Below are 24,225 nucleotides of genomic sequence, written 5' to 3'. Positions count from 1 at the left end.
GCCAAAGGACAAGAGGGGGACGGCGATGAACGCCGTTCTGGAGCGCCGAAACAGGTGCGCATCAACTGTTTAAGAGAGTGACGACAATGAAGATTCTGGTTACGGGCGGCGTGGGCTACATTGGTTCCCACACCGTCGTCGAGTTGCAAAATGCCGGGTACGACGTGGTCGTGGTCGACAATCTCTCCAACGCCCAGCGCTCGGTCCAGGACCAGGTGCAAAAGATCACGGGCAAGGCCTTCGACTTCGTCGAAGCCGACATCCGCGACCGCGCGGCCATGGAAGCGGCCTTTGCCGCCCACAAGGTCGACGCCGTGATCCACTTCGCCGGCCTGAAAGCCGTCGGCGAATCGGTGGCGCAGCCGCTGCGCTATTACGACAACAACGTTTCCGGCAGCGTGGTGCTGTTCGAGACGATGGCGAAATTCGGCGTCAAGACGCTCGTGTTCAGCTCCTCGGCCACGGTCTATGGCGACCCGGCCTCGGTGCCGATCACCGAGGACTTCCCGCTGTCGGCCACCAATCCCTACGGCCGCAGCAAGCTGATGATCGAAGACATCCTGCGTGACCTGATCAAGGCCGCGCCGGACTGGCGCATCGCGCTGCTGCGCTATTTCAACCCGGTGGGCGCCCATGAAAGCGGCCTGATCGGAGAATCGCCGTCCGGCATCCCGAACAACCTGGTGCCCTACATCGCCCAGGTCGCCACTGGCCAGCGCGAGAAACTGTCGGTCTATGGCGGCGACTATCCGACCCCGGACGGCACCGGCATGCGCGACTACATCCACGTCGTCGACCTGTCGATCGGCCACGTGAAGACCCTTGACAAGCTGGCGCAAGGCCCTGGCCTGGTCACCTACAATCTCGGCACCGGCCATGGCAACAGCGTGCTGGAAATGGTGCGCGCCTTCGAGAAGGCCAGCGGCCGCCCGGTCCCGTACCAGATCGTCGACCGCCGTCCGGGCGACATCGCCAAGTGCTATGCCGATCCGGCGCGTGCGCGCGACGAACTGGGCTGGGTTGCCACGCGCGACGTGGCGCAGATGTGCGCCGACACCTGGCGCTACCAGACTTCCAATCACTAACGTAACAGGGCCTTGAGAAACCGACGCGCAGTAGGTTTTATCAAGGCCCCACCAAAGGATGGGTTAAATGAAAGCTATGATTCTCGCGGCAGGCAAGGGCACGCGCGTTCGCCCGCTCACGTACGACCTCCCGAAACCGATGATTCCCCTGCTGGGTAAACCGGTGATGGCTTACCTGGTCGAACATCTGAAGAAACACGGCGTGACCGAAATCATGGTCAACGTCAGCTGGCTGCACGAAAAGATCGAAGAGTATTTCGGCGAGGGCGAGCAGTTCGGCGTCCAGATCGGCTATTCCTTCGAAGGCTATACGACCGATGACGGCACCATCGTGCCCGAGCCGATCGGCTCGGCCGGCGGCATGAAGAAGATCCAGGAATTCGGCCAGTTCTTCGACGACACCACGATCGTGATGTGCGGCGACGCGCTGATCGACCTCGACCTGAAGGCCGCCCTGCTCGAACACCGCCGCAAGGGTGCAATGGCCTCGGTCATCACCAAGGAAGTGCCGTGGGACAAAGTGTCCTCGTATGGCGTGGTGGTCACCGACGAAGAAGGGCGCATCACAGAATTCCAGGAAAAGCCGAGCCAGGAAGAAGCGAAGTCGAACTTCATCAGTACCGGCATCTATATCTTCGAACCCGAAGTGATCGACCTGATCCCGTCCGGCGTGTCCTTCGACATCGGCTCCGAGTTGTTCCCGCTGCTGGCCGAGCGCGGCCTGCCGTTCTACGCCCAGGGCCGTCCGTTCAACTGGCTCGATATCGGCACCATGTCCGACTACTGGGAAGTGCTGCAGACCGTGCTGACCGGCGAAGTCAGCCACATGGACGTGCCCGGCACCCAGATCGAGCCGGGCCTGTGGGTCGGCCTGAACACGAGCATCGACTGGAACGGCACCACGATCGAAGGTCCGGTCTATATCGGCTCGGGCGTACGAATCGAAGCGGGCGTGCACATCGTCGGACCGACGTGGATCGGCCACGGCAGCCACATCTGCGAAGGCGCCGAGGTTGTCCGCAGCGTGTTGTTTGAATATACTCGTGTGTTGCACGATGTAACACTTAACGAAATGATCGTGTTCAAAGAATATAGTGTGGACCGCGCAGGGGAAATGAAGCACGCCTCCGAATACAGTTCCGAGGAGTGGTTGAACGCACGCGATCGCCGCCGCAGCAGCCGCAGAGAAAACGCAGGCCAGAAAAGTAATAGTCGATAGAAGAAAGCGAACGCATGAAAATTTATCCAGTGATCCTCTCTGGCGGTGCCGGCACCCGTCTGTGGCCATTGTCGCGCGCCGTGCTGCCGAAGCAGCTGCTGCCGATCGTGGCCGACAAGACCATGCTCCAGGACACTGCGCTGCGCGTCGCCGGCCTGCCGGGTCTGCAGGCGCCGCTGGTCGTGTGCGGCAACGACCACCGCTTCATGGTGGCCGAGCAGCTGCGCGAGGCCGGCATCACGCCGCTGGGGATCCTGCTCGAGCCGGCCGGCCGGAATACCGCTCCGGCGGTGGCCGCGGCCGCGCACTTCCTGAAGTCGATCGATCCGGAGGCGGTCATGCTGGTGCTGCCGGCCGACCACGTGATCGAAAACACGGAAGCATTCAAGGATGCCGTGATCCGCGCCGCGAGCCTGGTGAAAGACGGCGGTCTGGCCACCTTTGGCATCGTGCCGCAGTCGCCGGAAACCGGCTACGGCTACATCCGCCGCGGCGCCGCCCTGGCTGCCTGCGAAGGCTGCTACCAGGTCGAGCGCTTCGTCGAGAAGCCGGACCTGGCGACCGCCCAGGCCTTCGTCGCCGATGGCGGCTATTACTGGAACAGCGGCATGTTCATGTTCGCGGCTGAGCAATACCTGGCCGAACTGGGCAGGTTTGCGCCGGAAATCGCCGCTGCGGCCGAGAAGGCCATGACCACCGGCTACCGCGACCTCGATTTCTGCCGCCTCGACGAGGAAGCCTTTGCCAGCTGCCCGTCGGACTCGATCGACTATGCCGTCATGGAACACACGGCCAACGCCGTGGTCGTGCCGGCCGATATCGGCTGGAGCGATGTCGGTTCTTGGTCGGCCTTGTGGGAAGTGCAGCCGAAGGACGAGAACGGCAATGCCCAGCGCGGCGACGTCTACCTGGACGGCGTGAAGAATTCGCTGGTGCGCGCCGAGAGCCGCATCGTGGCCGTGGTCGGCCTGGACGACATCGTTGTCGTCGAGACCAACGACGCCGTGCTGGTGGCGCACAAGAGCGCGGTGCAGCGCGTCAAGCAGGTGGTCGACCACCTGAAGTCGAAGGAGCGCACCGAGCACCTGCACCACACCAAGGTCTATCGTCCCTGGGGCCACTACGAGGGCATCGATGCCGGCGACCGCTTCCAGGTCAAGCGCATCACCGTCAAGCCGGGCGAAAAGCTATCGCTGCAGATGCACCACCACCGCGCCGAGCACTGGGTCGTGGTGTCGGGCACGGCACGCGTCACCTGCGGCGAGAAGGTCAGCCTGCTATCGGAAAACGAATCGACCTATATCCCGATCGGCATGAACCACCGCCTCGAGAACCCGGGCAAACTGCCGCTGCACATCATTGAAGTGCAGTCGGGCAGCTATCTCGGCGAGGACGACATCGTGCGCTTCGAGGACATCTACAAGCGTTCCTGAGACGCGTTGGCAACAAGGAAAAACGAGCGGCGACGCTCGTTTTTTTTTGCCTGTCGTCTCGCGCGGTTTGGTCAGATTTGAACAAGCTGGTGAACCGTTTGCCACGTCACAATGAGAACGCCCTGGATTGATATTGCCGAGTGGAATCAATATGTTGTCGCCTTACCTCATCTGTTGCCCGTCGCGCAACACGGCGCGTCATCAGCGTGTCAAATTTCCACAATAAAATTATTTCTAATAATAAAATGCCTATCCGCATCGACAACACAATATGCCCTCCCATCTCTCTAGGAAGCCCATGAACATGCACGTTGCAATGAACACACCGGCAGGCCGCCTCACGGTCCTGGCCGCCTTATTGGCCGGACTGTCGGGAAGCGCGCTCGCCGCGCCAGCCGATCTCGTCATCAGTCATGTCTATGGGGGCGGCGCCAGCGCAGGCGCAACCTACAACCGCGACTTCATCGAACTGTTCAACCGCGGCAGCGAGGACATCAGCCTGAAGGGCAAGAGCCTGCAGTATGCGTCGGCAACGGGCACGACCTGGTCCTCGTTCGGCGTCTTGCCGGAGACCGTGACCCTGAAACCGGGCCAGTATTTCCTGGTGGCCGGCAATGTCCAGTCCGCGGGCGCCGACATCGGCGCCATCGACCACAACTGGGCGATGTCGCTGGCGGCGACGGCCGGCAGGGTCGCCCTGGCCAACACCACGAGCAAGCTGACCGACGCGACCGAAAACACGATCATCGACCTGGTCGGCTATGGCGCCGCCAACCGCAGCGAAACCGCCCCGGCCCCTGCACCCTCGACGACGACCTCGGTCCAGCGCCTGGCGGCCGGCTGCACCGATACCGACAACAACGCGGCGGACTTCACGGCCGCCGCGGTGTTCCTGCCGCGCCGCTCGGACACGCCGCTGAACGCCTGCAAGCCGAGCGGCCCGGTCGTCCAGGAAATCGTCGCCACGTGTCCGACCAGCCTGCAGGCCGAGCAGGGCGTGGGCACCACGGCGCTGCTGTCGGCGCGTGACGGCGACAGCAGCGTCAACAGCATCGTCATCGAGTCCGGCGGCGTGGCGGGCATCGGCCTGGAAAACGTCGTCGCCGCCAGCGGCGCCGGCGCGGACGCCAGCGCCACCCTGCGCGTGGGCGCGAGCGTCGCCGCCGGCAGCTATGCCCTCAGGATCGGTTTCGGCAACAACGACGGCCAGAGCGCCAGCTGCAGCATCGCCGTGCGCGTCGCCGGCCAGCTGACGATTCCGCAGATCCAGGGTTCGGAGCCGAAGTCGGCCTACAACAACACGGTCCAGACCACCCAGGGCGTGGTCACGGCCCTGGTCGGCAGCGGCTTCTTCATCCAGGACCAGAACGGCGACGGCAACCCGGCCACCTCGGACGGCATCTTCGTGTTCGGCTCGAGCGCCGGCGTCGCCGTCGGCGACCTGGTGCGCGTCACCGGCACCGTCACCGAATACACGCCGAGCGGCGCGACCCGTTCCTACACCGAGTTCAAGGACATCGGCGCGCTCACGAAACTGGGCAGCGGCATCAGCATCGCCCCGACCAATGTCGAGATGCCGACCGACCTGGCCCGTTTCGAGGGCATGCTGGTGCGCTTCACGACGCCGCTGACCGTCAACGGCAACGCCTACCTGGGCGAACGCGGCGAGCTGACCCTGTCCGCCGGCCGCCGCGAGATCCCGACCAACCGCTACGTGCCGGGTTCCGCCGAGGCGCGCGCCCAGGCGGCGGCAAATGCGGCCAACATCGTCGTCCTCGACGACGGCATCTTCACCACGCCAACCACGATTCCTTACCTGTTCGCCGACGGCACCGTGCGTAGCGGCGACACCGTCGACGACCTGACCGGCGTGCTCGATTTCGGCGCCATCGGCGGTGGCGGCGCGGCCTTCAAGCTGCAGCCGACGGCAACGCCGCGCTTCTCGCGCACCAACGAGCGCCTGCCGGCACCGCAAGTGGCAGCGGGTAACGTGCGGGTCGCCAGCGCCAACGTGCTGAATTTCTTCACCACTTTCACCGACGGCAGCGATGCCTGGGGCCGCACCGGCCAGGGCTGCAAGATCGGCAGCACGACCAGCAAATCGAACTGCCGCGGCGCCGACAACATGGCGGAATTCGTGCGCCAGCGCGACAAGATCGTCAACTCGCTGGCCGCGATCAACGCCGACGTCGTCGGCCTGATGGAAATCCAGAACAACGACGACATCGCCGTCGGCTACCTGGTCGATCAGCTCAACGGCAAGATGGGCGCCGGTACCTATGCCGTCGTGCCGAAGCCGGCCGCAACCGGCACCGACGCGATCCGCGTGGCGATGATCTACAAGCCGAACGCGGTCAGCCTGGTCGGCAGCGCGCTGTCGGATGGCAACGCCATCAACAACCGCGCCCCGATCGCCCAGACCTTCAAGGCGGGCAACGGCGGCAAGTTCTCGCTGGTGGTCAACCACCTGAAGTCGAAGGGCGGCTGCGGCGGCTCGAGCGGCGGCGACGCCGACAGCGGCGACGGCCAGGGCTGCTGGAACGCGACGCGCGTGACACAGGTCGAGCGCCTGCGCGACACCTTCCTGCCGCAGGTGAAGGCGGCTGCCAACGATGCCGACGTGCTGATCGTGGGCGACATGAACGCCTACGGCATGGAAGACCCGATCCGTGTGCTGAACGCCGCCGGGTACGAGAACCAGATCGAGCGCTTCGTGCGTCCGAACGGCACCCCGTATTCGTATGTCTTCGGCGGCGAGAGCGGCTACCTCGACCATGCACTGGCGAGCACCAGCCTGGCTGCCCAGGTTGCCGGCGTGACCGAGTGGCACAACAATGCGGACGAGCCGGAAGCGATTGACTACAACATCGAGGCGACCGGCCAGGATCCGTACGTGGCCAACCCTTACCGCGCATCGGACCACGATCCGGTGGTCGTCAGCCTGAACCTGGCAGCGACCTATGCCGACGTGACCGCCTCGACCACGATCGCTCGTTCGGGCATTACCCTGAACCGTGTCAGCGGCAAGTACACCGGCACCGTGACCATCACCAACAAGAGCGCCGCGGCACTGAACGGTCCGCTGCAACTGGTGCTGCAAGGCTTGACGGCCGGCGTCACGCTCGACGGCAAGAGCGGCGACCAGGGCGGCGCCCCTTACCTGACCCTGCCGAACGCCTCGCTGGCAGCCGGCGCCTCGGTGACCGTCACGACCACCTTCACCAACCCATCGAAAACGAGCATCGGCTACACCCCGACGCTGTTCAGCGGCACTTTCTAAGGAATAAAAACATGATCAACCTGAAAAACCTGTTCTCCCGCGCACTGCTGGCGCTGATGCTCGTTAGCGGGATGGGCTCGGCCCTTGCCGGACCGATGTACCACGTCACCGTCGATACCTCGCCGCTGGCAGGCAAGGGCTTGCTCGACTTCAGCTTCCTCGGGCTCGATTCGTCGGCGGCCGCCAGCGCGATGCTGAGTAATTTTGTCGGCGATTTCGCTGCCGGCAGCATGTTCGAGGGCGATGCCGCCGGCGATCTCGCCTCGGGTGTCGTGCTGGGCAACGGCACCGGCTTGAATGCGTTCACGCAGGAAGTCAATCTCGGGGGCAGCTTCGGCTTCGACGTACGCTTTGGCGACCTCGGCCCGGCCGGCGACGGGACCACGCTCGGAGTAGCCCTGTACAGCCCGGGCTTCGGCGAATACCTGCTCGCGTCGGGCAACCTGGCCACCTTCGACCTGATGCCGGACACGCCAGTTGCCGTCTCCTTCGATGCGGCAGCCGTGAACGTCGCCGAAGTGCCGGAGCCGGCGGCCCTGGCCCTGCTGGTGTTCGGCCTGGCGATCATGACCGGGATGGCACGCCAACGCCGCATGCGCTAAGTCCGCAGGCAGCAAACAGGCACACCGGCGGCGGCCAGGTGTGCCTTTTTTTTTGCGCTGTTCGCGTTAAGTGTGGAATCTTCTTGAACGGCTGAGGTGCAACCCGGACTCCACCCGCGCATGGTGCTCGCCACAGCTGCACAACGGTCGGATCGGTAGCCGCCTTTCCCGCATGTCGGCGCTCCAGGCAGCGCACGCTTGACCCGCGGGAGCGCACGAGTATGATGAGCTCATGCGACAACTTGCCATTCTCTTATTGCTGGCCTGCACGGCCTGCGCCACCCGGGCCGACGGCCCGCCTTCCACGCCAGCTGCGCCGGCGGCTGCCGTCCAGGGGCCCGCACCCGGCCTTGGGTCCGCGGCATCCGGCACACTGGATCGGATTCACGCGCTCGTCGGCAAAGCCGAGTGCACGAGCGACAGCCAGTGCCAGGTGCTGCCGATCGGCGCCAAGCCCTGCGGCGGCCCCGCCAGCCATCTCGCCTACTCGACGGCCAGTACGGACGCCGCCGAACTCAAAGCACTGGCCGAGCGTTACCATGGCGAGCAGCAGGCGAGCAACCAGCGCTCCGGCATGATCTCGAATTGCCAGGTGATGCCGACGCCGGTTGCGGCCTGCCGGGCGAATACCTGCCAACTGACGGAGGCTGCGGCGACCCGTTAGTCTCTGGCCGGCCGCGCCGCGCCATGCAGAGACGGGCAGGGCGGTGCCGCCCTGATCTTGGTTGCCTGAAGTATATTGCCGTGATACGCTTCACGGGTTTGATCAAACGGTCAACTCTGGAGTGTCTGGATGAATGTCGTAACCCGCAATGCCCGGTCGCCGCGTACGCGCGCGGGTGGTTTTACGCTGCTTGAACTGCTGGTCGTTATCGTTATCATCGGCCTGCTCGCGGCCTATGTCGGTCCCAAGTATTTTTCCCAGCTCGGCAAGTCGGAAGTGACGATCGCCAAGGCGCAAATCGAGGCCTTCGAAAAGTCGCTCGACACCTATCGGCTCGACGTCGGACGCTACCCGAGCGGCGAAGAGGGCCTGGCCGCCCTGATGACGGCGCCCGCGAGCGCCGGCGCCAAGTGGAATGGTCCCTACCTGAAAAAAGGCGTACCGCCCGACCCATGGGGACACCCATATCAATACCGTTCGCCCGCCGCGAAGGGAGAATACGAGATCGTGTCGTTCGGCCGTGACGGCCAGCCCGGCGGCGCCGGCGACAACGCCGATATTTCCTCGCTCTGATCCTCCGACTATTTTCCTACCCGGGCACGTCTTCATGCAGTTTGCAGTTCGCACCCTCGCGCCCGACCTGTCGATCTCGCACATCCTGGTCGACGCGCTCGACGAAGCCGACGCGCGCCGCCAGGCCGAGGCGCGCGGCCTGTTCGTCAGCGCGGTCGAGCCCAGCGGCGGCGTGCGCCTGGCGCGCGCGCGCGGACCGAAACTCTCGCTCGTCCTGTTCAGCCAGGAATTGCTGGCCTTGCTGAGCGCGGGACTCGGCATCGTCGAAGGCCTGGAGGCCCTGCTGGAAAAGGAAGCCAATCCGGCCGCGCGCGGCGTGCTCGAACGCCTGCTGGCCGGCCTGCGCGAGGGCCAGCGCTTCTCCAGCGTGCTGGCCGCCCAGCCGGCCCTGTTCCCGCCGCTGTATGTCGGCATCGTGCGCGCCGCCGAAGGCACCAGCGACCTGCCGCGCGCGCTCTCGCGCTACATCGACTACCAGCAGCGCATCGATACCGTGCGCTCGAAAATCGTCAGCGCCTCGATCTATCCGGTGATCCTGCTGTGCGTGGGCGGCGGCGTCTCCAGCTTCCTGATCGGCTACGTGGTGCCGCGTTTCGCCGAGGTCTACCAGGGAGCAGGGCGCAACCTGCCGTGGATGAGCCAACTCCTGCTCGAATGGGGGCAATTCGCGTCGAATCACGGCAGCGCGATCCTGCTGTGCGCAATCGCGCTGCTGGCGCTGGCCGTCGGTGGGGTGCGGCGCCTGCTGCGCAGCGGCGGCATCGCGCGCCTGGTGGGGCGCCTGCCCGGCATCGGCGAGCGCGCCCGCATCTACGAACTGTCGCGCCTCTATCTCACGCTCGGCATGCTGACCGAAGGCGGGATCACGATCGTGAGCGCGATCGAGACGGTGCAGCCGATGGTGTCGAATACCTTGCGGACCGCGCTCGCGAATGCGCGCGCCGCCATCGAATCGGGGCGGCCCCTGTCGGATGCCTTCGAAACGAATGGCCTCACCACGCCGATCTCGCTGCGCATGCTGCGGGTCGGCGAGCGCACCGGCGACATGGGCCCGATGCTGACCCAATCGGCGGCCTTTTACGACGGCGAAATCAGCCGCTGGATCGACCGCTTCACGCGCACCTTCGAGCCGCTGTTGATGGCGGCCATCGGCCTCGTGGTCGGCGCGATCGTGGTGCTGCTGTACATGCCGATCTTCGACCTGGCCGGAGATATGTCTTGATGACGAAGATCGACGCCGAATTGCTGGCGCGCGCCCGCATCCAGAGCCGCGCGTCGCAGCGCGCCCTGGTGGCCGAACTCGAAGCGCTCACGGGCCTCGAGCCGCGCCAGCTCGTTGCGGCGCTGGCCGAACCCTTCGGCCTGACCGTGATGGAGACCAGCGAGATGCTGAGCCAGCAGCCGGCCTTCGACCTGCTGCCGCTGGCCCAGGCCATGGCGCGCCACTGCCTGCTGTTGCGCGGCGCCGGCGGTCAGCTGACCGGCGTGATTGCCGACCCGTTCGACCTCGACCAGCAGACCTGGCTCGCCGCGCAGGCCGGCAGTTCGCCGCGCGCGCCGCTGCACCTGCGCCTGGCGCTGGCCTCCGACATCCAGGCCTATCTGTCGCGCCAGGAAGCTTCCGCGCGCGCGGTCGATACGCTTGCGCCGAGTAACGACAACGCCCGGCGCGACGGCAAGATGGCCGCCGTGCTCTCGTTTGCCTCGGTCTCGGAAGCGGGCAGCCCGGCGGTCAAACTGGTCAACTCGACCCTGTACGACGCCCTGAAGGCCGGGGCCTCCGACATCCACCTCGAGAGCACGGCAACGGGGCTGGCGGTGAAGTACCGGGTCGACGGCGTGCTCGATCACGCCACCAGCGTCGGCGGCATCGAGCTGGCCGAGCACATCATCTCGCGTTTGAAAGTGCTGGCCGAACTCGATATCGCCGAACGCCGCGTCCCGCAGGACGGCAGCTTCCGGGTCGAGTCGGGCGGGCGCGAGATCGACCTGCGGGTGTCGATCATGCCGAGCATCCACGGCGAGGACGCGGTCATCCGGATCCTGGACAAGCGCGCCATGGTCGAGGCCTATGGCGCGCTGACGCTCGAAGCCCTTGGTTTCGATGCGCCTTCGCTGGCGACCCTGCGCCAGCTGGCCCAGGAAGCCTACGGCATGCTGCTGGTGACCGGGCCCACCGGCTCGGGCAAGACCACGACCCTGTACGCCGCGCTCACCGAAATCCACAACGGGCGCGAAAAAATCATCACCATCGAAGACCCGGTCGAATATCAGCTGCCCGGCATCCTGCAGATCCCGGTCAACGAGAAGAAGGGGCTGACGTTCGCAAAAGGCCTGCGCTCGATCCTGCGCCACGACCCCGACAAGATCATGGTCGGCGAGATCCGCGACCGCGAGACCGCCGAAATCGCGGTGCAGTCGGCGCTGACCGGCCACCTGGTGCTGACCACCGTCCACGCGAACAACGTGTTCGACGTATTCGGCCGTTTTACGCACATGGGGATCGACCCGTATGCGTTCGTCTCGGCCCTGAACGGCATCTGGGCCCAGCGCCTGGTGCGCATGAACTGTCCGCACTGCGCGGTGCAGTACGATCCGGATGACGCCGAGCTGGCGGCGGCGCGGCTCGAACGGCAAGAGGTAGGCGATTATGTCTTCATGCGCGGCAAGGGCTGCGGCGACTGCCGCGGCACCGGCTACAAGGGGCGGCGCTCGATCGCCGAGATCCTGACCCTGAACGACGAGATCCGCGAACTGATCGTCGACAAGCAGCCGATCCGCCGCATCAAGGCCGCCGCACAGGCCAACGGCACCCGCAGCCTGCGCCTGGCCGCGCTCGACCTGGTGCGGCGCGGCGCCACCACCCTCGATGAAATCCGGAGGGTGACCCAGCATGCCTGAATTGAAGGCACGGTTGCCGGGGCAGGCATTGCGCCTCGGCGTTGGCGACGACAGCCTGGCCCTGGTGCGCACCAGCCGCCTGTTCGGCGCGCGGCGCGAGCTCGTGGCCGAGGCGCGCGTCGACGTCCACCAGCCGGCCGCGCTGGCGCAGGGCCTGCGCACGCTGCTGGGCGGCGCCGGATGCGCGGGCTGGCCCCTGAGCGTGGTGCTGGCCGACGAACTGGCCCGCATGTGGCAGGTGACGCCGCCGCCGCAGGCCGCCAGTCCCGCCGATCTCGAGGCCGCGGCCGCCATGCGGTTCACGAGCCTGTTCGGGGCCGCGCCGGGCGGGTGGACGCTGGCCGCCGACTGGCAGGCCAGCCAGCCCTTCCTGGCCGCGGCCGTGCCGGCGCCGCTGCTGGAGAGCCTGGCGCTGGCCGCACGCGAGGCGCGCTGCCCGCTGGTCGAAGTGGTGCCGCAATTCGTCGCCGCGATGAACGGCTGGCGCCGGCTGCGCCGGCCGGGCGCCTGGTTCGGCCTGGTGCACGGCCAGGTCCTGACCCTGGCCGCCTACGACGGGCGCGTGCTGGTCGCGCTGCGCACGGCCGTGGTGCCGCCGGGAGCCGACCGCGCCTGGCTGGACGGCCACGTCGGGCGCGATGCCTTGCGCCTCGGGCTGGCCGCACCGAAGCTGCTGCAGCTGTGCGGCGCCGCACCGCGCGCCTGGGCAGGCGCGGGAAAGCAGTTCGCCTGCATTCTGCTCGACGATGGCACGGCGGGCGAAGCCGGTGCGGTGCGCCTGGCCTGTACCGGGAGCGCCGCATGAAGCGCGTGCGCCTGGATTTCGCGCCGTCCGGCCTGCGCCGCACGCTGCTGCGCGCCCCCATGGCTGCCCGCGTCGCGGCGATCGCCGCGCTGGCGCTGTGCGCGTTCGCGCTGGTGCAGGTGCTGGACTACCGCGAAGCGCGCGAAGAGGTGGACGCCCAGCTGGCGGCGCTGCGCGCGCGCGCCGCGGTGCCGGCGCCGTCCGCCGCGCCCGCACCGGCGGCCCTGCGTGCGCCCGTCGGCGAGCAGGAAGCGGTGGCCGTGAACGCCGCGATCGCGAAATTGAACCTGCCGTGGCGCGCGCTGCACGACGCCGTGCGCGCGGCCACGCCGCCGAGCGTCGCGCTGCTGGCGCTCGAGCCGGACGCGCGCAAACGGGTGCTGCGCATTACCGCCGAAGCGAAGAACAGCGACGACATGCTGGCCTATGTGAGCCTGCTCGAGCGCGAGGAGTGGTTCGGCTCGGTCACGCTGGTGCGCCACGAAGTCGTCGAGCAGGATCCGAACCGCCCGCTGCGCTTCCAGCTCGACGCCGCATGGGAGGCGCCATGAGGTTCACGACTGTGTGGCTCCGTGTGCGCCTGGCGCTGCGCGCGACGAACCCGGTGACGTTTGCCGCGCTCCTGCTGTGCGGCGCCGGCCTGGCCGCGCTGGCCTGGGTGCTGCCGGCGCGCGAGGCGCTGGAGCTGGAAAGGGCGCGCGCCCGGCGCGCGGCCGCGCTGCCGCCGCCGGTGGTGGTGGTGCCGCTCGCGCCGGAAAGCGGCGCGCTCGAGAACCTGGCGCTGTTCCGCAGTGCGCTCGGGCGCCAGCGCGACGTCGAGCCGGGCTTGAAGACCCTGTTTGCGCTGGCGGCGAAGAGCGGCCTGGTGCTGCGCCAGGGCGAGTACAAGCGCGGCGTCGACCGCAACGCCAATCTGCACACTTACCAGATCGACCTGCCGGTGAAGGGCAGCTATGCCCAGGTCTGGCGATTCGCGCTGCTGGCCCTGCGCGCGCTGCCCTATGCCTCGCTCGACGACGTCAGCTTCAAGCGCGACAGCATCGGCGCGACCGCGATCGAAGCGCGCCTGCGCCTGACCCTCTACCTGCTCGATGCGCCGGGAGCGCCGCGATGAAGCCGCGTCACATCGCGATGGGCGCCGCGCTGCTGGTGGCCGCCGGGCTGCTGGTCTTCGGCGACCGCAGTCCGCAAGGGGAGGTGGCCGAGGCGGTCGAGCGTCCGCTGTCGGCGCGCGCCGTGGCTGCCAGGACGGCGAATTCGGCGACTTCGGCCGCGTCGAAGCCGGTGCCGCCGATCGCGCGCCTGGTGCCGCGCGCGACCCTGATCGGCGACGGCAAGGACAGTTTCAATGCGGCCGAGGGTGCCGAGGGTGCGCTGTTCGGCCGCCAGGACTGGACCCCGCCGCCTCCGCCGCCGCCGAAACCCGCGCCACCCCCGCCGCCGAGCGCGCCGCCCCTGCCTTTTACCGTCATCGGCAAGTCGCTCGAAGACGGCAAGTGGGAGGTGTATCTCGCCAGCGGCGAGCGCACGCATATCGCGCACGAGGGCGCCGTGCTCGATGGCGCCTGGCGCATCGAGCGCATCGCGCCGCCCCTGATGACCCTGACCTACCTGCCGCTGAACCAGGTCCAGCAGCTCAACATTGGAGTATTCGAGTAATGGTTCTTTCCCGGATTCGTGCCCTCGGCAGCGCACTGTGTGTTACCGCTCTGCTGCTGGGCTGCACGGCGCAGCGCGCCTACCAGGAAGGCAATGCGCTCGTCGCGCAGCAGCAGGTGGGGGCCGGCCTCGTCAAGTACCGCGAGGCGGTGGCCGCCGACCCGGGCAATGCCGTCTACCGCGCGGCCCTGCTGCGCGCCCGCGATGCCAGCACGACGCGGCTGGTGGAACAGGCCGAGCGCGAGCTGGCCGCCGGCCGGGCCGACGCGGCGCGCGCGGCCTATCTGGAGGCGCTCGAGATCGACCCGGCCAACGAGCGTGGCCGCGCCGGCCTGCGCCAGATCGAGGCGGACCGCCGCCACAGCGCCCTGTTCGACGGCGCGCGCGCCGACCTCGAGAAGAAGGACGTCGAGGCGGCGCGCCTGAAGCTGGCCGCCATCCACACCGAGCGCCCCGGCCACGAGGGCGCGCGCCTGATGCTGGCGGAGCTCGACGAAAAGGCGGCCGCACCGGCCGCGGAGGCGACTTTGGCGGCGAGCTTCCGCAAGCCGATCAGCCTCGAATTCCGCGACGCGCCCTTGCGCCAGGTCTTCGAGATCATCGCGCGCCACTCCGGCCTGAATTTCGTCTTCGACAAGGACGTGCGCTCGGACATGCGCACCTCGATCTTCCTGAAGAACAGCACGGTGGAGGCGGCCGTGCACTTCCTGCTGGTGACCAACCAGCTCGAACGCCAGGTCATGGACGGCAACACGATCCTGATCTATCCGAACAGCGCCGCCAAGCTCAAGGAATACCAGGAGCTGACGGTCAAGACCTTCTACCTGGCGAACGCGGATGCGAAGAGCATCGCGAATACCTTCAAGACCATCCTGAAATCGCGCGATGTCGTGGTCGACGAAAAGCTGAACCTGGTGATCCTGCGCGACAGTCCGGAGGCGGTCAAGCTGGCAACCCAGCTGGTGGCATTGCAGGACGTGCCCGAGCCGGAAGTCATGCTCGACGTCGAGGTGCTCGAGATCAAGCGCTCGCGCATCATGGACCTGGGCGTGGCCTGGCCGCAGAGCCTCGAGTTCTCGCCCTTGATCGCGGCCAGCGGCGCCCGGGTGTCGATCGACGAACTGCGCGGCTTGAGCAGCAGCGTGATCGGTGTCGCCGGAGTGCGCGCCACCGTCAACGCCAACAAGACCGACGCCGATTCGAACACCCTGGCCAATCCGCGCATCCGCGTGCGCAACAAGGAAAAGGCCAAGGTCGTCATCGGCGAGAAGGTACCGAACATCACCAGCACGGTCTCGCCCGGCACGACCGGCAACTTCCTGTCGCAGGCGATCAATTATGTCGACGTCGGCCTGACCCTCAACGTCGAGCCGACCATCTACCTGAACAACGAAGTCGGCATCCGCATCTCGCTCGAAGTGAGCAACCTGATCAGCGAGGTCAAGACCGACACCGGCTCGATCGCCTACCGCATCGGTACCCGCTCGGCCACGACCATGCTGCAACTGAAGGATGGCGAGAACCAGGTGCTGGCGGGCCTGCTCAACAGCGAGGAGCGTAGCAGCGGCAACAAGGTGCCGGGCGTCGGCAGCCTGCCGATCCTGGGGCGCCTGTTCGGCAGCACGCATGATGCCAACGACAAGACCGAGATCGTGTTGTCGATCACGCCGCACCTGGTGCGCACGATCCAGCGGCCGCCGGCCGGGGCTTCGGAATTCGGCGCCGGCACCGAAGCGAGCTTCCGCCGCCGTCCGGATGCCGCAGTGCGCCTGCCGGTGCCGCAGCCGGTCCCGCAGCCGGCGGTACGGCCTGCCGTCGCGCCGCCGGCCGGCCAGCCGCCCGTTCCCGCCGCGCCGGCGCCAGTGACCGGCGTGCCGCTCTCGCAGCCTGTCGGCGCCGCAGCGGCGCCGTACACCGTGCCCCCGGGTGTCCAGGTCACGCCGGTTCCGGCGCCGCCGCCCGCCAAATGAATCTCGCCGCACAGGTGTTCAACGCACGCCCGCGTCCACGCGCCGGGCTGCGCGGCTTCACCCTGATCGAACTCCTCGTCACCCTCGCCATCCTGGCCCTGCTGGCCACCCTGGTCATCCCGGTCGGCCAGACGGTCGTCCAGCGCCGCAACGAACAGGTCCTGCGCCAGTCCCTGCGCGAGATCCGCGGCGCGCTCGACGCCTATAAACGCGCCGCCGACGAAGGCCGCATCGCGAAAGCGGCCGGTGCCAGCGGCTATCCGGAAAAGCTCGAGCTGCTGGTCGACGGCGTGCGCGACCTGCGCAGTCCCAAGGGCGCGAAGATCTACTTCCTGCGCCGCCTGCCGCGCGACCCGTTCAATCCCGATCCCGGACTGGGCGACGCCCAGACCTGGGGCAAGCGCAGCTACGCCAGCGAAGCGGAAGAACCGAAGGAGGGCGACGATGTCTACGACGTGTATTCGACGTCGACCCGCGTCGGCCTGAGCGGCATACCTTACCGGCGGTGGTGACGATGCGAACCCCACGCTCCAGAAACGGCTTCACCCTGATCGAACTGCTGGTCGTGCTGGCCATCGTCGCGCTGCTGCTGACGCTGGCCGTACCGCGCTTCTTCCCGAGCGTGGACAGTGCAAAGGAAACCATCCTGATGGATAACCTGCGCAGCACGCGCGCGGTGATCGATCAGTTTCATTCCGATACCGGACGCTATCCGGATTCGCTCGAGCAGCTGGTCGAGAAAAAATACCTGGCGCGCCTGCCGATGGATCCGATCCTGGAAAGCGACAGCGGCTGGATCGTCACGCCGCCGGAAGAAGAGGGTACGCCGGGCGCCGTCTACAACATCCACAGCGGCGCGCCGGGGAACGGCCGCGACGGCCGCCCCTACGCCGAATGGTAGCGAAACCCGTTCATCGCGAGGCCGGCTTCACCTATGTCGGGCTGGTGGTGTTCGTCGCGATCCTTGGGATGGTCGGTGCGGCGACGCTGGAGGTCGACGGCCTGTTGCGGCGCGCGGCCGCCGAGCAGGAGCTGCTCGAGATCGGCGCCGCCTTCAGCGCGGCCCTGCGCAGCTATGCCGCCGCCACGCCCCAGGGGTCCAACCCGGTGCCGCCGGCCCTGCACGACTTATTGAAGGATCCGCGCTTTCCCGGCACCCGGCGCCACCTGCGCAAGATCTTCGTGGACCCGGTGACGGGCGGCACCGAGTGGGGCATCCAGTACCAGGGCGACAAGGTCGGGGTGCTGGCGATTTACAGCCTGTCGCAGGCGCAGCCGCTGAAAGTGGCGAACTTCGACGCGCGTTTCCAGGGTTTCGAGAACAAGGAGCATCTGTCGGAGTGGAAGTTTACGGCGGGGCAGGGCGTCCCCGTACCTCCGCCGCCGCCGGCACCGGTGAAACCGCCGCCGGCGCCGGTGCCGCCGTTGACCCCGGTGCCGCCGCCATCGCCGGCCGACCCGCCGCCCGCCTCATCACCTGAAACGCCGCCAACTGAACCGCCGCCGACCGAAGCGCCGCCGGTGGAACCGGCACAGGAGCCGGCCGAACCGGACGAACCGCCACCACCTCCGCCCGCTACCGCTTCGGGCGCCTGATTACTTGGCGCGGCGCTTGAAGTCGCGCGGACGGAAACCCAGGCCGACCAGCACGCCGAAATAGGTGATGCCGGAGAGGGCGATGATGCCGAACAGCGCCGCCATACGCAGCAGCGGCCGGGCGCGCAGTGCGGCCCAGTCGAACTGCGCCTGGCTGAACCAGGCGACCGCGCCCATCACGCTGACCGCGACGGCCAGCTTCAGGAAGAAGACCGCCCAGCCCGCTTGCGGCGTGTAGATGCCGCGCCGGCGCAGGCCCGAATACAAAAAGGCTGCATTGATGCAGGCGCCCAGGCCGATCGACAGGGCCAGTCCGGCCACGCCGAACAGCGGCACGAAGACCAGGTTCATCAGCTGGGTCGCGACCAGCACGCCGACGGCGATGCGCACCGGGGTGCGGATGTCCTGGCGCGCATAAAAAGCCGGCGCAAGGGTTTTGACCAGGATGATGCCGACCAGGCCCGCGCTGTAGGCCATCAGAGGCATGGCCGAGGAGGTGATGGCCGCGGCGGTGAATTTACCGTAGTGGAAGAGGGTGGCGATCAGCGGCTCGGCCATCGCCGCCATCCCGACCGCCGAAGGCAGGGCCAGCAGGAAGGTCAGGCGCAGTCCCCAGTTCAGCAGCGAGGAATACTCGTGGGTGTCGTTCTCGGCGCTGGCTTTCGACAGGCTTGGCAGCAGGATCGTGCCCAGCGCCACGCCCAGCATCGCCGTCGGGAATTCCATCAGGCGGTCGGCGTACTGCAGGGCCGAGACGGCGCCTTCGGCCAGGCTGGCGGCGATGCTGGTGTTGATCAGGAGGCTGATCTGGGCGGCCGAGACGGCGAACACGGCCGGTCCCATTTTTTTCAGCATGCGCCGCACGCCGGCGTCGCGCAGGCCCGACAACGGATTGAAGGAGATGCGCGGCAGCATGCCGATTTTGATGAGCGCCGGAATCTGGATCCCGACCTGCAGCAGGCCGCCGACGCAGACGGCAATCGCCATCGCATAGATCGGCTGATCCAGGTAATGCACCAGCACCAGCGAGGCGAAGATGAAGGACAGGTTCAGCAACACCGGCGTAAAGGCCGGGATCTTGAACTGGCGCCAGGTATTCAATACGCCCCCGGCCAGGGCGACGAAGGACATGCAGGCGATGTAGGGGAACATCAGGCGCGTCATCAGGACCGAGGCGTCGAAGGCTTCCGGATTACGTTCGAGGCCGCCGGCGATCATCAGCAGCAGCACCGGCGCGCCAATGATGCCGACCACGCTGGTGAGCACCGTGGCCCAGACCAGCGAGGTGGCGACATGATCGACCAGGCCCTTGGTCGCGTCCTGGCCGTACTGGGTTTTGTATTCCGACAGGATCGGCACGAAGGCCTGCGAGAAAGCTCCTTCCGCGAACAGGCGGCGCAGCAGGTTGGGGATGCGGAAGGCGATGATGAAGGCGTCGGTATAGGCGGAGGCGCCGAAGGCACGGGCAAACAGGCTTTCGCGCAGCAGGCCGGTAACGCGCGACAGCATCGTCATGCTGGAAATGGCAGCGAGGGTCTTGAGCAGATTCATGGGGCGAGATTATAGCTGGGCAACACCTCGCTCGCGGTTTCTCTCGTGGTAAAAATGAAGAATGGTTTGCCAGGAGTGGGTTGTTTCGCTATAATCGTGGGCTGTACTGAATTCTGTTAGCAGACACAATGTTTTGGCAGGCACTGGAATGGGCCAGTTTGACTCGCTAATGTTTGCAAACGCAACTTGACCCCGATTTAGGAAATTCCATGGCAAATACCGCACAAGCGCGCAAACGCGCTCGTCAAGCAGTTAAGCAAAACGCACACAACAGCGCTCAGCGTTCGACCCTGCGCACCGCCATCAAGGCCGTCCGTAAAGCCATCCAGGCTGGCGACAAAGCTGCTGCAACCAGCATCTTCCAGTCGTCCGTGTCGACCATCGACAGCATCGCTGACAAGAAAATCATCCACAAGAACAAGGCCGCTCGCCACAAGAGCCGCCTGGCTGCTGCCCTGAAAGCCCTGTCGGCCTGATAGACCGGTTGGCGCGCGGCCCAGGCCGCGCTGGCAGTACAGTGGAAGAAAGACCCGCCCGGCGCAAGCCCCGGCGGGTTTTTCCGCTTTTTCGGTCGATTATTCGCGCTGACGAACATCGTTATCGGTCGTGCACCGTAGGGTGGGCACTCGTGCCCACGCGTGATACGCGACGGCGAGATCGTCGAGCACGAAATCGGAGCCGGTACGTATCACCGCGTGGGCAGAGCCCACCCTACGGTCAACTGCGTGCCGAGGTCCAGGCCAGGCACCCGACCGCGAGCGCCGAATTGCTGACCATCCAGGCCCCATGGCGGTAGAGCAGGGCCGTTTTTTCCTTGTCCTTGACGTCCAGCGCCCACACGTCGCCCGCCGGCGAGGACCACAGGATGCGCCCGTCGACCGCCTCGATCCCGGCGAACACGGTCGCCGGCCTGGTGCCCGGCTTGTAGAACACCATCACCGTATCCACCCCCGGCGGCGGCAGCGCCGCGACCGGCCCGCCGGCCAGCACCGCCAGCACCAGCGCCGCCACGCCGCCGCGGCCTCCAAAGCTGGCGTCCGATCGCCGCAGCCACCAGCCGAGCACGACAAACGCCACGCCGAACACGACGAACCACAGCAAGTCCCAGAACAGCAGCTTGTCGGAATCGAGCCGGACGCGATGAATGCCGAGCAGCCAGTGCGACAGCACCCCATCGAGGATGTGCCAGGCGCCGAAGCCGGTCGCCGCGTTGGCCAGCAGCAGGCGGTCGCCGCCCACGGCGCCGAACTGGTGGCGCGCCTTCCACAGCTTCCATAGCCCGATGAAGGCGATCACGTACATCAGCAGGTGAAACAGGCCATCGGCCAGGATCTGGACGCGGATGTCCTGGAAGGGCGGGCGCGTGACGAGCGAGAGCAGGTGATGCCACTGCAGGATCTGGTGCAGCAGGATGCCGTCAAAAAAGCCGCCCAGGCCGAAGCCCAGCAGATAGCCGGCCCAGCCGAGGGAGCGCAGTTCGGGAATCATCCGTGCATCGGACTGGCGGACGGTCATGGCAACTCCTTCGGAATCATCAGGGCTTTGGACACTATCCTAGCGCGTTCGCAGGCGCCCGCGCGCCGGGCAGCCGCCTGTGGCTTGCTAAAGCTGTGGCGCACAGTAAAATACTGGTGCATAATGTGAAACGCTCGTCTTATGTCTTATAGAAGACTCGAGGCGCGGCAGAGGTCTCCCGGCAGCGCCTTCGCGATCCATTCCCCTTCGCGTGAAGGAGGAGTAGCATGAACGGCGGACCGCCTGGGACGTCGCGTTCAGCGCGAACGAAGACACGCCTTACTTATTAGTTTGAACCATCGCGACCGTTCGCGAGAACCGAGGAAAAAGCGCATGAGCAGTAATCCGACCATCATCTACACCCTGACCGACGAGGCGCCGCTGCTGGCGACCCACGCCTTCCTGCCTGTCGTCAGCACCTTCACCAAGGCCGCCGGCATCGATGTCGTGTCGAGCGACATTTCGGTCGCGGCCCGCATCCTGGCCGCCTTCCCGGAAGCCCTGACGCCGGAGCAGCGCGTGCCTGACGCGCTGGCCGAGCTGGGCAAGAAGACGCTCGAGCCGGACGCGAACATCATCAAGCTGCCGAACATCAGCGCCTCGGTCGGCCAGCTGACCGCCGCGATCAAGGAACTGCAGGAGAAGGGCTATAAGCTGCCCGACTACCCGGCCGACCCGAAGACCGACGAAGAAAAGGCCATCAAGGCACGCTACGGCAAGTGCATCGGCTCCGCCGTGAACCCGGTACTGCGCGAAGGTAACTCGGACCGCCGCGCACCGCGCGCCGTGAAAGAATACGCACGCAAGAACCCGCATTCGATGCAGCCATGGTCGCCGGCATCGCGCACCCACGTCTCGCACATGACCCACGGCGACTTCTACCATGGCGAAAAGTCGATGACCCTCGACCGCGCACGCGACGTCAAGATGGAACTGATCACCAAGAGCGGCCAGACCATCGTCCTGAAACCAAAGGTGTCGCTGCAGGATGGCGAGATCATCGATTCGATGTTCATGAGCCGCAAGGCCCTGCTCGAGTTCTACCAGCAGCAGATCGACGACGCGAAAGAAACCGGCGTCCTGTTCTCGCTGCACGTCAAGGCGACGATGATGAAGGTCTCGCACCCGATCGTCTTCGGCCACTGCGTGCGCATGTTCTACAAGGAAGCCTTCGAGAAGCACGGCGCCCTGTTCGACAGCCTCGGCATCAACGTCAACAACGGCATGGCCGACCTGTACAACAAGATCGCCAACCTGCCTGCTTCGCAGCGCGAAGAAATCGAGCGCGACCTGCACGCCTGCCAGGAACACCGCCCGGCGCTGGCCATGGTCGACTCGGCCAAGGGCATCACCAACTTCCACTCGCCGAACGACGTCATCGTCGACGCGTCGATGCCTGCGATGATCCGCGCCGGCGGCAAGATGTACGATGCCAACGGCAAGCTGAAGGAAGTCAAGGCAGTCATCCCGGAATCGACCTTCGCCCGTATCTACCAGGAGATCATCAACTTCTGCAAATGGCACGGCGCCTTCGATCCGAAGACCATGGGCACCGTCCCGAACGTGGGCCTGATGGCGCAGCAGGCCGAGGAATACGGTTCGCACGACAAGACCTTCGAAGTGCCGGAAGACGGCGTCGCCAACATCACCGACATCGCCACCGGCGAAGTCCTGCTGTCGCAGAACGTCGAGCAGGGCGACATCTGGCGCATGTGCCAGGTCAAGGACGCACCGATCCGCGACTGGGTCAAGCTGGCCGTGACGCGCGCGCGCAACTCGGGCATGCCGGCCGTGTTCTGGCTGGATCCGTACCGTCCGCACGAAAATGAGCTGATCAAGAAGGTCAAGACCTACCTGAAGGATCACGACACGACCGGCCTGGACATCCAGATCATGTCGCAGGTGCGTGCGATGCGCTACACGCTGGAACGCGTCAAGCGCGGCCTGGACACCATCTCGGTGACCGGCAACATCCTGCGCGACTACCTGACCGACCTGTTCCCGATCATGGAACTGGGCACCAGCGCCAAGATGCTGTCGATCGTCCCGCTGATGGCCGGTGGCGGCATGTACGAAACCGGCGCCGGCGGTTCGGCACCGAAGCACGTGCAGCAGCTGGTCGAAGAGAACCACCTGCGCTGGGATTCGCTGGGCGAGTTCCTGGCCCTGGCCGTGTCGCTGGAAGACCTGGGCATCAAGACCGGCAGCAACAAGGCCAAGGTCCTGGCGAAAACGCTCGACGCCGCGACCGGCAAGCTGCTGGACAACCGCAAGTCGCCTTCGCCGAAGACCGGCGAGCTCGACAACCGCGGCAGCCAGTTCTACCTGTCGCTGTACTGGGCCCAGGAATTGGCCGCGCAGAAGGAAGATGCCGAACTGGCCGCTTACTTCGCGCCGCTGGCGAAGAACCTGGCCGAGAACGAAGCCAGGATCGTTGCCGAGCTGCTGGAAGTGCAGGGCAAGCCGGTCGATATCGGTGGCTACTACAAGGCCGATGAGGCGAAGGTGAAGGCGATCATGCGCCCGAGCAAGACGTTCAACGCCGCGCTGGAGTCGCTGGGCGCGTAAGCTATCTCAGCTGGTAACGAAAAACCCGCCGCCCCGAAAGGGCCGGCGGGTTTTTTATTTGTATTCGAACCGTGTGAACTCGGGCGTAGGGTGGGCACCCTGTGCCCACCGGACGAATCATCGCCTTATCGCGGTCACCGGCACCTCGACGAACTCGCCCGGCATCAGCGGATGCGTCGCCAGACTGAACGGCCCGATACTGCTGCGCACCAGCCGCAACGTCGGCAAGCCGACCGCCGCCGTCATCCTCCGCACCTGCCGGTTCTTTCCCTCTTCCAGCGTGATCGCAATCCACCCCGTCGGCTTGTCGGCGCGGGTACGGATCGGCGGATTGCGCGGCCACAGCCATTCGGGCTCGGCGATGCGTACCGCGCGGCAGGGTTTCGTCACGAAATCGCCCAGGTCGAGCGGCGCCTGCAGGCGGGCGAGGGCGGCGGCATCCGGCACGCCGTCCACCTGCACCAGGTAGGTCTTGGCTTCCTTGTGGTCCGGGTGCGCGATCTTGTGCTGCAGGGCGCCGTCGTCGGTCAGCAGCATCAGGCCCTCGCTGTCGGCGTCCAGCCGGCCGGCGGGGTAGATGCCGGGAATCGAGAGGTAATCCGCAAGCGATTCGCGGCCTTCCTGCGGCGAAAACTGGCACAGGACCTGGAAGGGTTTATTGAAGAGAATAAGCGGCATGAATAAAAGGTGGTGCTGAAGCGGGGATGCCAACGAAAACGTCGGACGCCGGGTCGTGGCATCTGTCAAAATACTGGTGCATAATGCAAGTCGCCATCTTATGTCTTATAGAGGACTGGCAGGTTT

At 66.3% G+C, this 24,225-nt stretch carries 22 protein-coding genes; 19 read left to right on the top strand and 3 right to left on the bottom strand.

The annotated features are described in order from the left end of the window. The first annotated feature begins 86 nt into the window (after positions 1–86). The 17 genes from galE to LPB04_RS22120 all read left to right on the top strand — a co-directional run bounded on the left by galE (position 87) and on the right by LPB04_RS22120 (position 17,787). Entirely contained in the window at positions 87–1,085 is a 999-nt protein-coding gene (gene galE, locus LPB04_RS22200) for a UDP-glucose 4-epimerase GalE (protein ID WP_193686597.1), read from the top strand. Between the two features lie 67 nt (positions 1,086–1,152). Then, a complete protein-coding gene (locus LPB04_RS22195) occupies positions 1,153–2,304 on the top strand; it encodes a sugar phosphate nucleotidyltransferase (RefSeq protein ID WP_193686596.1) in 1,152 nt (383 codons plus the stop codon). Between the two features lie 14 nt (positions 2,305–2,318). After that, the gene (locus LPB04_RS22190) at positions 2,319–3,737 is read left to right on the top strand and encodes a mannose-1-phosphate guanylyltransferase/mannose-6-phosphate isomerase (RefSeq protein ID WP_193686595.1); all 1,419 of its coding nucleotides are present in this window, start codon (positions 2,319–2,321) and stop codon (positions 3,735–3,737) included. 298 nt (positions 3,738–4,035) lie between these two features. After that, positions 4,036–7,017, top strand: coding sequence for an ExeM/NucH family extracellular endonuclease (locus LPB04_RS22185; protein WP_307727285.1), 2,982 nt, complete (start codon positions 4,036–4,038; stop codon positions 7,015–7,017). An 11-nt stretch (positions 7,018–7,028) separates the two neighbouring features. Beyond that, positions 7,029–7,619 (top strand): NF038129 family PEP-CTERM protein, encoded by a 591-nt coding sequence (locus LPB04_RS22180; RefSeq protein ID WP_193686594.1) that lies wholly within the window; start codon positions 7,029–7,031, stop codon positions 7,617–7,619. Positions 7,620–7,851: 232 nt separating this feature from the next. Further along, the gene (locus LPB04_RS22175) at positions 7,852–8,283 is read left to right on the top strand and encodes a hypothetical protein (protein WP_193686593.1); all 432 of its coding nucleotides are present in this window, start codon (positions 7,852–7,854) and stop codon (positions 8,281–8,283) included. A 129-nt stretch (positions 8,284–8,412) separates the two neighbouring features. Further along, entirely contained in the window at positions 8,413–8,856 is a 444-nt protein-coding gene (gene gspG, locus LPB04_RS22170; protein WP_193686592.1) for a type II secretion system major pseudopilin GspG, read from the top strand. 34 nt (positions 8,857–8,890) lie between these two features. Continuing rightward, the gene (locus LPB04_RS22165) at positions 8,891–10,078 is read left to right on the top strand and encodes a type II secretion system F family protein (protein WP_193686591.1); all 1,188 of its coding nucleotides are present in this window, start codon (positions 8,891–8,893) and stop codon (positions 10,076–10,078) included. Continuing rightward, entirely contained in the window at positions 10,078–11,757 is a 1,680-nt protein-coding gene (locus LPB04_RS22160; RefSeq protein WP_193686590.1) for a GspE/PulE family protein, read from the top strand. Before LPB04_RS22165 ends, LPB04_RS22160 begins: the two co-directional genes overlap by 1 nt. Further along, positions 11,750–12,562 (top strand): hypothetical protein, encoded by an 813-nt coding sequence (locus LPB04_RS22155; RefSeq protein ID WP_227496536.1) that lies wholly within the window; start codon positions 11,750–11,752, stop codon positions 12,560–12,562. The genes LPB04_RS22160 and LPB04_RS22155 overlap by 8 nt, the downstream gene beginning before the upstream one ends. Then, entirely contained in the window at positions 12,559–13,113 is a 555-nt protein-coding gene (locus LPB04_RS22150) for a PilN domain-containing protein (protein WP_193686589.1), read from the top strand. The genes LPB04_RS22155 and LPB04_RS22150 overlap by 4 nt, the downstream gene beginning before the upstream one ends. Next, positions 13,110–13,676 carry a hypothetical protein gene (locus tag LPB04_RS22145; RefSeq protein WP_193686588.1) on the top strand — a complete coding sequence of 189 codons (567 nt, stop codon included), beginning with the start codon at positions 13,110–13,112 and terminating at the stop codon, positions 13,674–13,676. The genes LPB04_RS22150 and LPB04_RS22145 overlap by 4 nt, the downstream gene beginning before the upstream one ends. Continuing rightward, complete coding sequence (locus LPB04_RS22140) at positions 13,673–14,221, top strand: hypothetical protein (RefSeq protein ID WP_193686587.1); 549 nt, start codon at positions 13,673–13,675, stop codon at positions 14,219–14,221. The genes LPB04_RS22145 and LPB04_RS22140 overlap by 4 nt, the downstream gene beginning before the upstream one ends. Continuing rightward, on the top strand, positions 14,221–16,191 hold the full coding sequence (locus LPB04_RS22135) for a secretin N-terminal domain-containing protein (RefSeq protein WP_193686586.1): 1,971 nt from the start codon (positions 14,221–14,223) through the stop codon (positions 16,189–16,191). Before LPB04_RS22140 ends, LPB04_RS22135 begins: the two co-directional genes overlap by 1 nt. Beyond that, complete coding sequence (locus LPB04_RS22130) at positions 16,188–16,703, top strand: prepilin-type N-terminal cleavage/methylation domain-containing protein (protein WP_193686585.1); 516 nt, start codon at positions 16,188–16,190, stop codon at positions 16,701–16,703. The genes LPB04_RS22135 and LPB04_RS22130 overlap by 4 nt, the downstream gene beginning before the upstream one ends. Before the next feature lie 2 nt (positions 16,704–16,705). Further along, entirely contained in the window at positions 16,706–17,092 is a 387-nt protein-coding gene (locus LPB04_RS22125) for a type II secretion system protein (RefSeq protein ID WP_193686584.1), read from the top strand. After that, positions 17,086–17,787: a type II secretion system protein gene (locus tag LPB04_RS22120; RefSeq protein ID WP_193686583.1), complete on the top strand. Its 702-nt coding sequence runs from the start codon at positions 17,086–17,088 to the stop codon at positions 17,785–17,787. The genes LPB04_RS22125 and LPB04_RS22120 overlap by 7 nt, the downstream gene beginning before the upstream one ends. Here the strand turns inward: LPB04_RS22120 and murJ are convergent, their stop codons facing one another. After that, on the bottom strand, positions 17,788–19,338 hold the full coding sequence (murJ, locus tag LPB04_RS22115) for a murein biosynthesis integral membrane protein MurJ (RefSeq protein WP_193686582.1): 1,551 nt from the start codon (positions 19,336–19,338) through the stop codon (positions 17,788–17,790). A 209-nt stretch (positions 19,339–19,547) separates the two neighbouring features. Between murJ and rpsT the strand changes: the two genes are divergently transcribed. After that, the gene (rpsT, locus tag LPB04_RS22110) at positions 19,548–19,814 is read left to right on the top strand and encodes a 30S ribosomal protein S20 (protein ID WP_056339242.1); all 267 of its coding nucleotides are present in this window, start codon (positions 19,548–19,550) and stop codon (positions 19,812–19,814) included. Between the two features lie 241 nt (positions 19,815–20,055). Here rpsT and LPB04_RS22105 read toward each other — a convergent pair whose 3' ends face one another. Next, the gene (locus LPB04_RS22105; protein ID WP_227496535.1) at positions 20,056–20,853 is read right to left on the bottom strand and encodes a DUF2243 domain-containing protein; all 798 of its coding nucleotides are present in this window, start codon (positions 20,851–20,853) and stop codon (positions 20,056–20,058) included. A 333-nt stretch (positions 20,854–21,186) separates the two neighbouring features. On the opposite strand from LPB04_RS22105, the gene LPB04_RS22100 reads away from it, so the two are divergent. Continuing rightward, on the top strand, positions 21,187–23,421 hold the full coding sequence (locus LPB04_RS22100; RefSeq protein WP_193686581.1) for an NADP-dependent isocitrate dehydrogenase: 2,235 nt from the start codon (positions 21,187–21,189) through the stop codon (positions 23,419–23,421). Positions 23,422–23,538: 117 nt separating this feature from the next. Here LPB04_RS22100 and LPB04_RS22095 read toward each other — a convergent pair whose 3' ends face one another. Further along, complete coding sequence (locus LPB04_RS22095) at positions 23,539–24,099, bottom strand: pseudouridine synthase (protein WP_193686580.1); 561 nt, start codon at positions 24,097–24,099, stop codon at positions 23,539–23,541. Positions 24,100–24,225 lie beyond the last annotated feature (126 nt).

This window comes from Massilia litorea, assembly GCF_015101885.1.
Classification (GTDB): Bacteria; Pseudomonadota; Gammaproteobacteria; order Burkholderiales; family Burkholderiaceae_D; genus Telluria; species Telluria litorea.
This window is presented reverse-complemented; position numbering and strand designations above follow the sequence as displayed.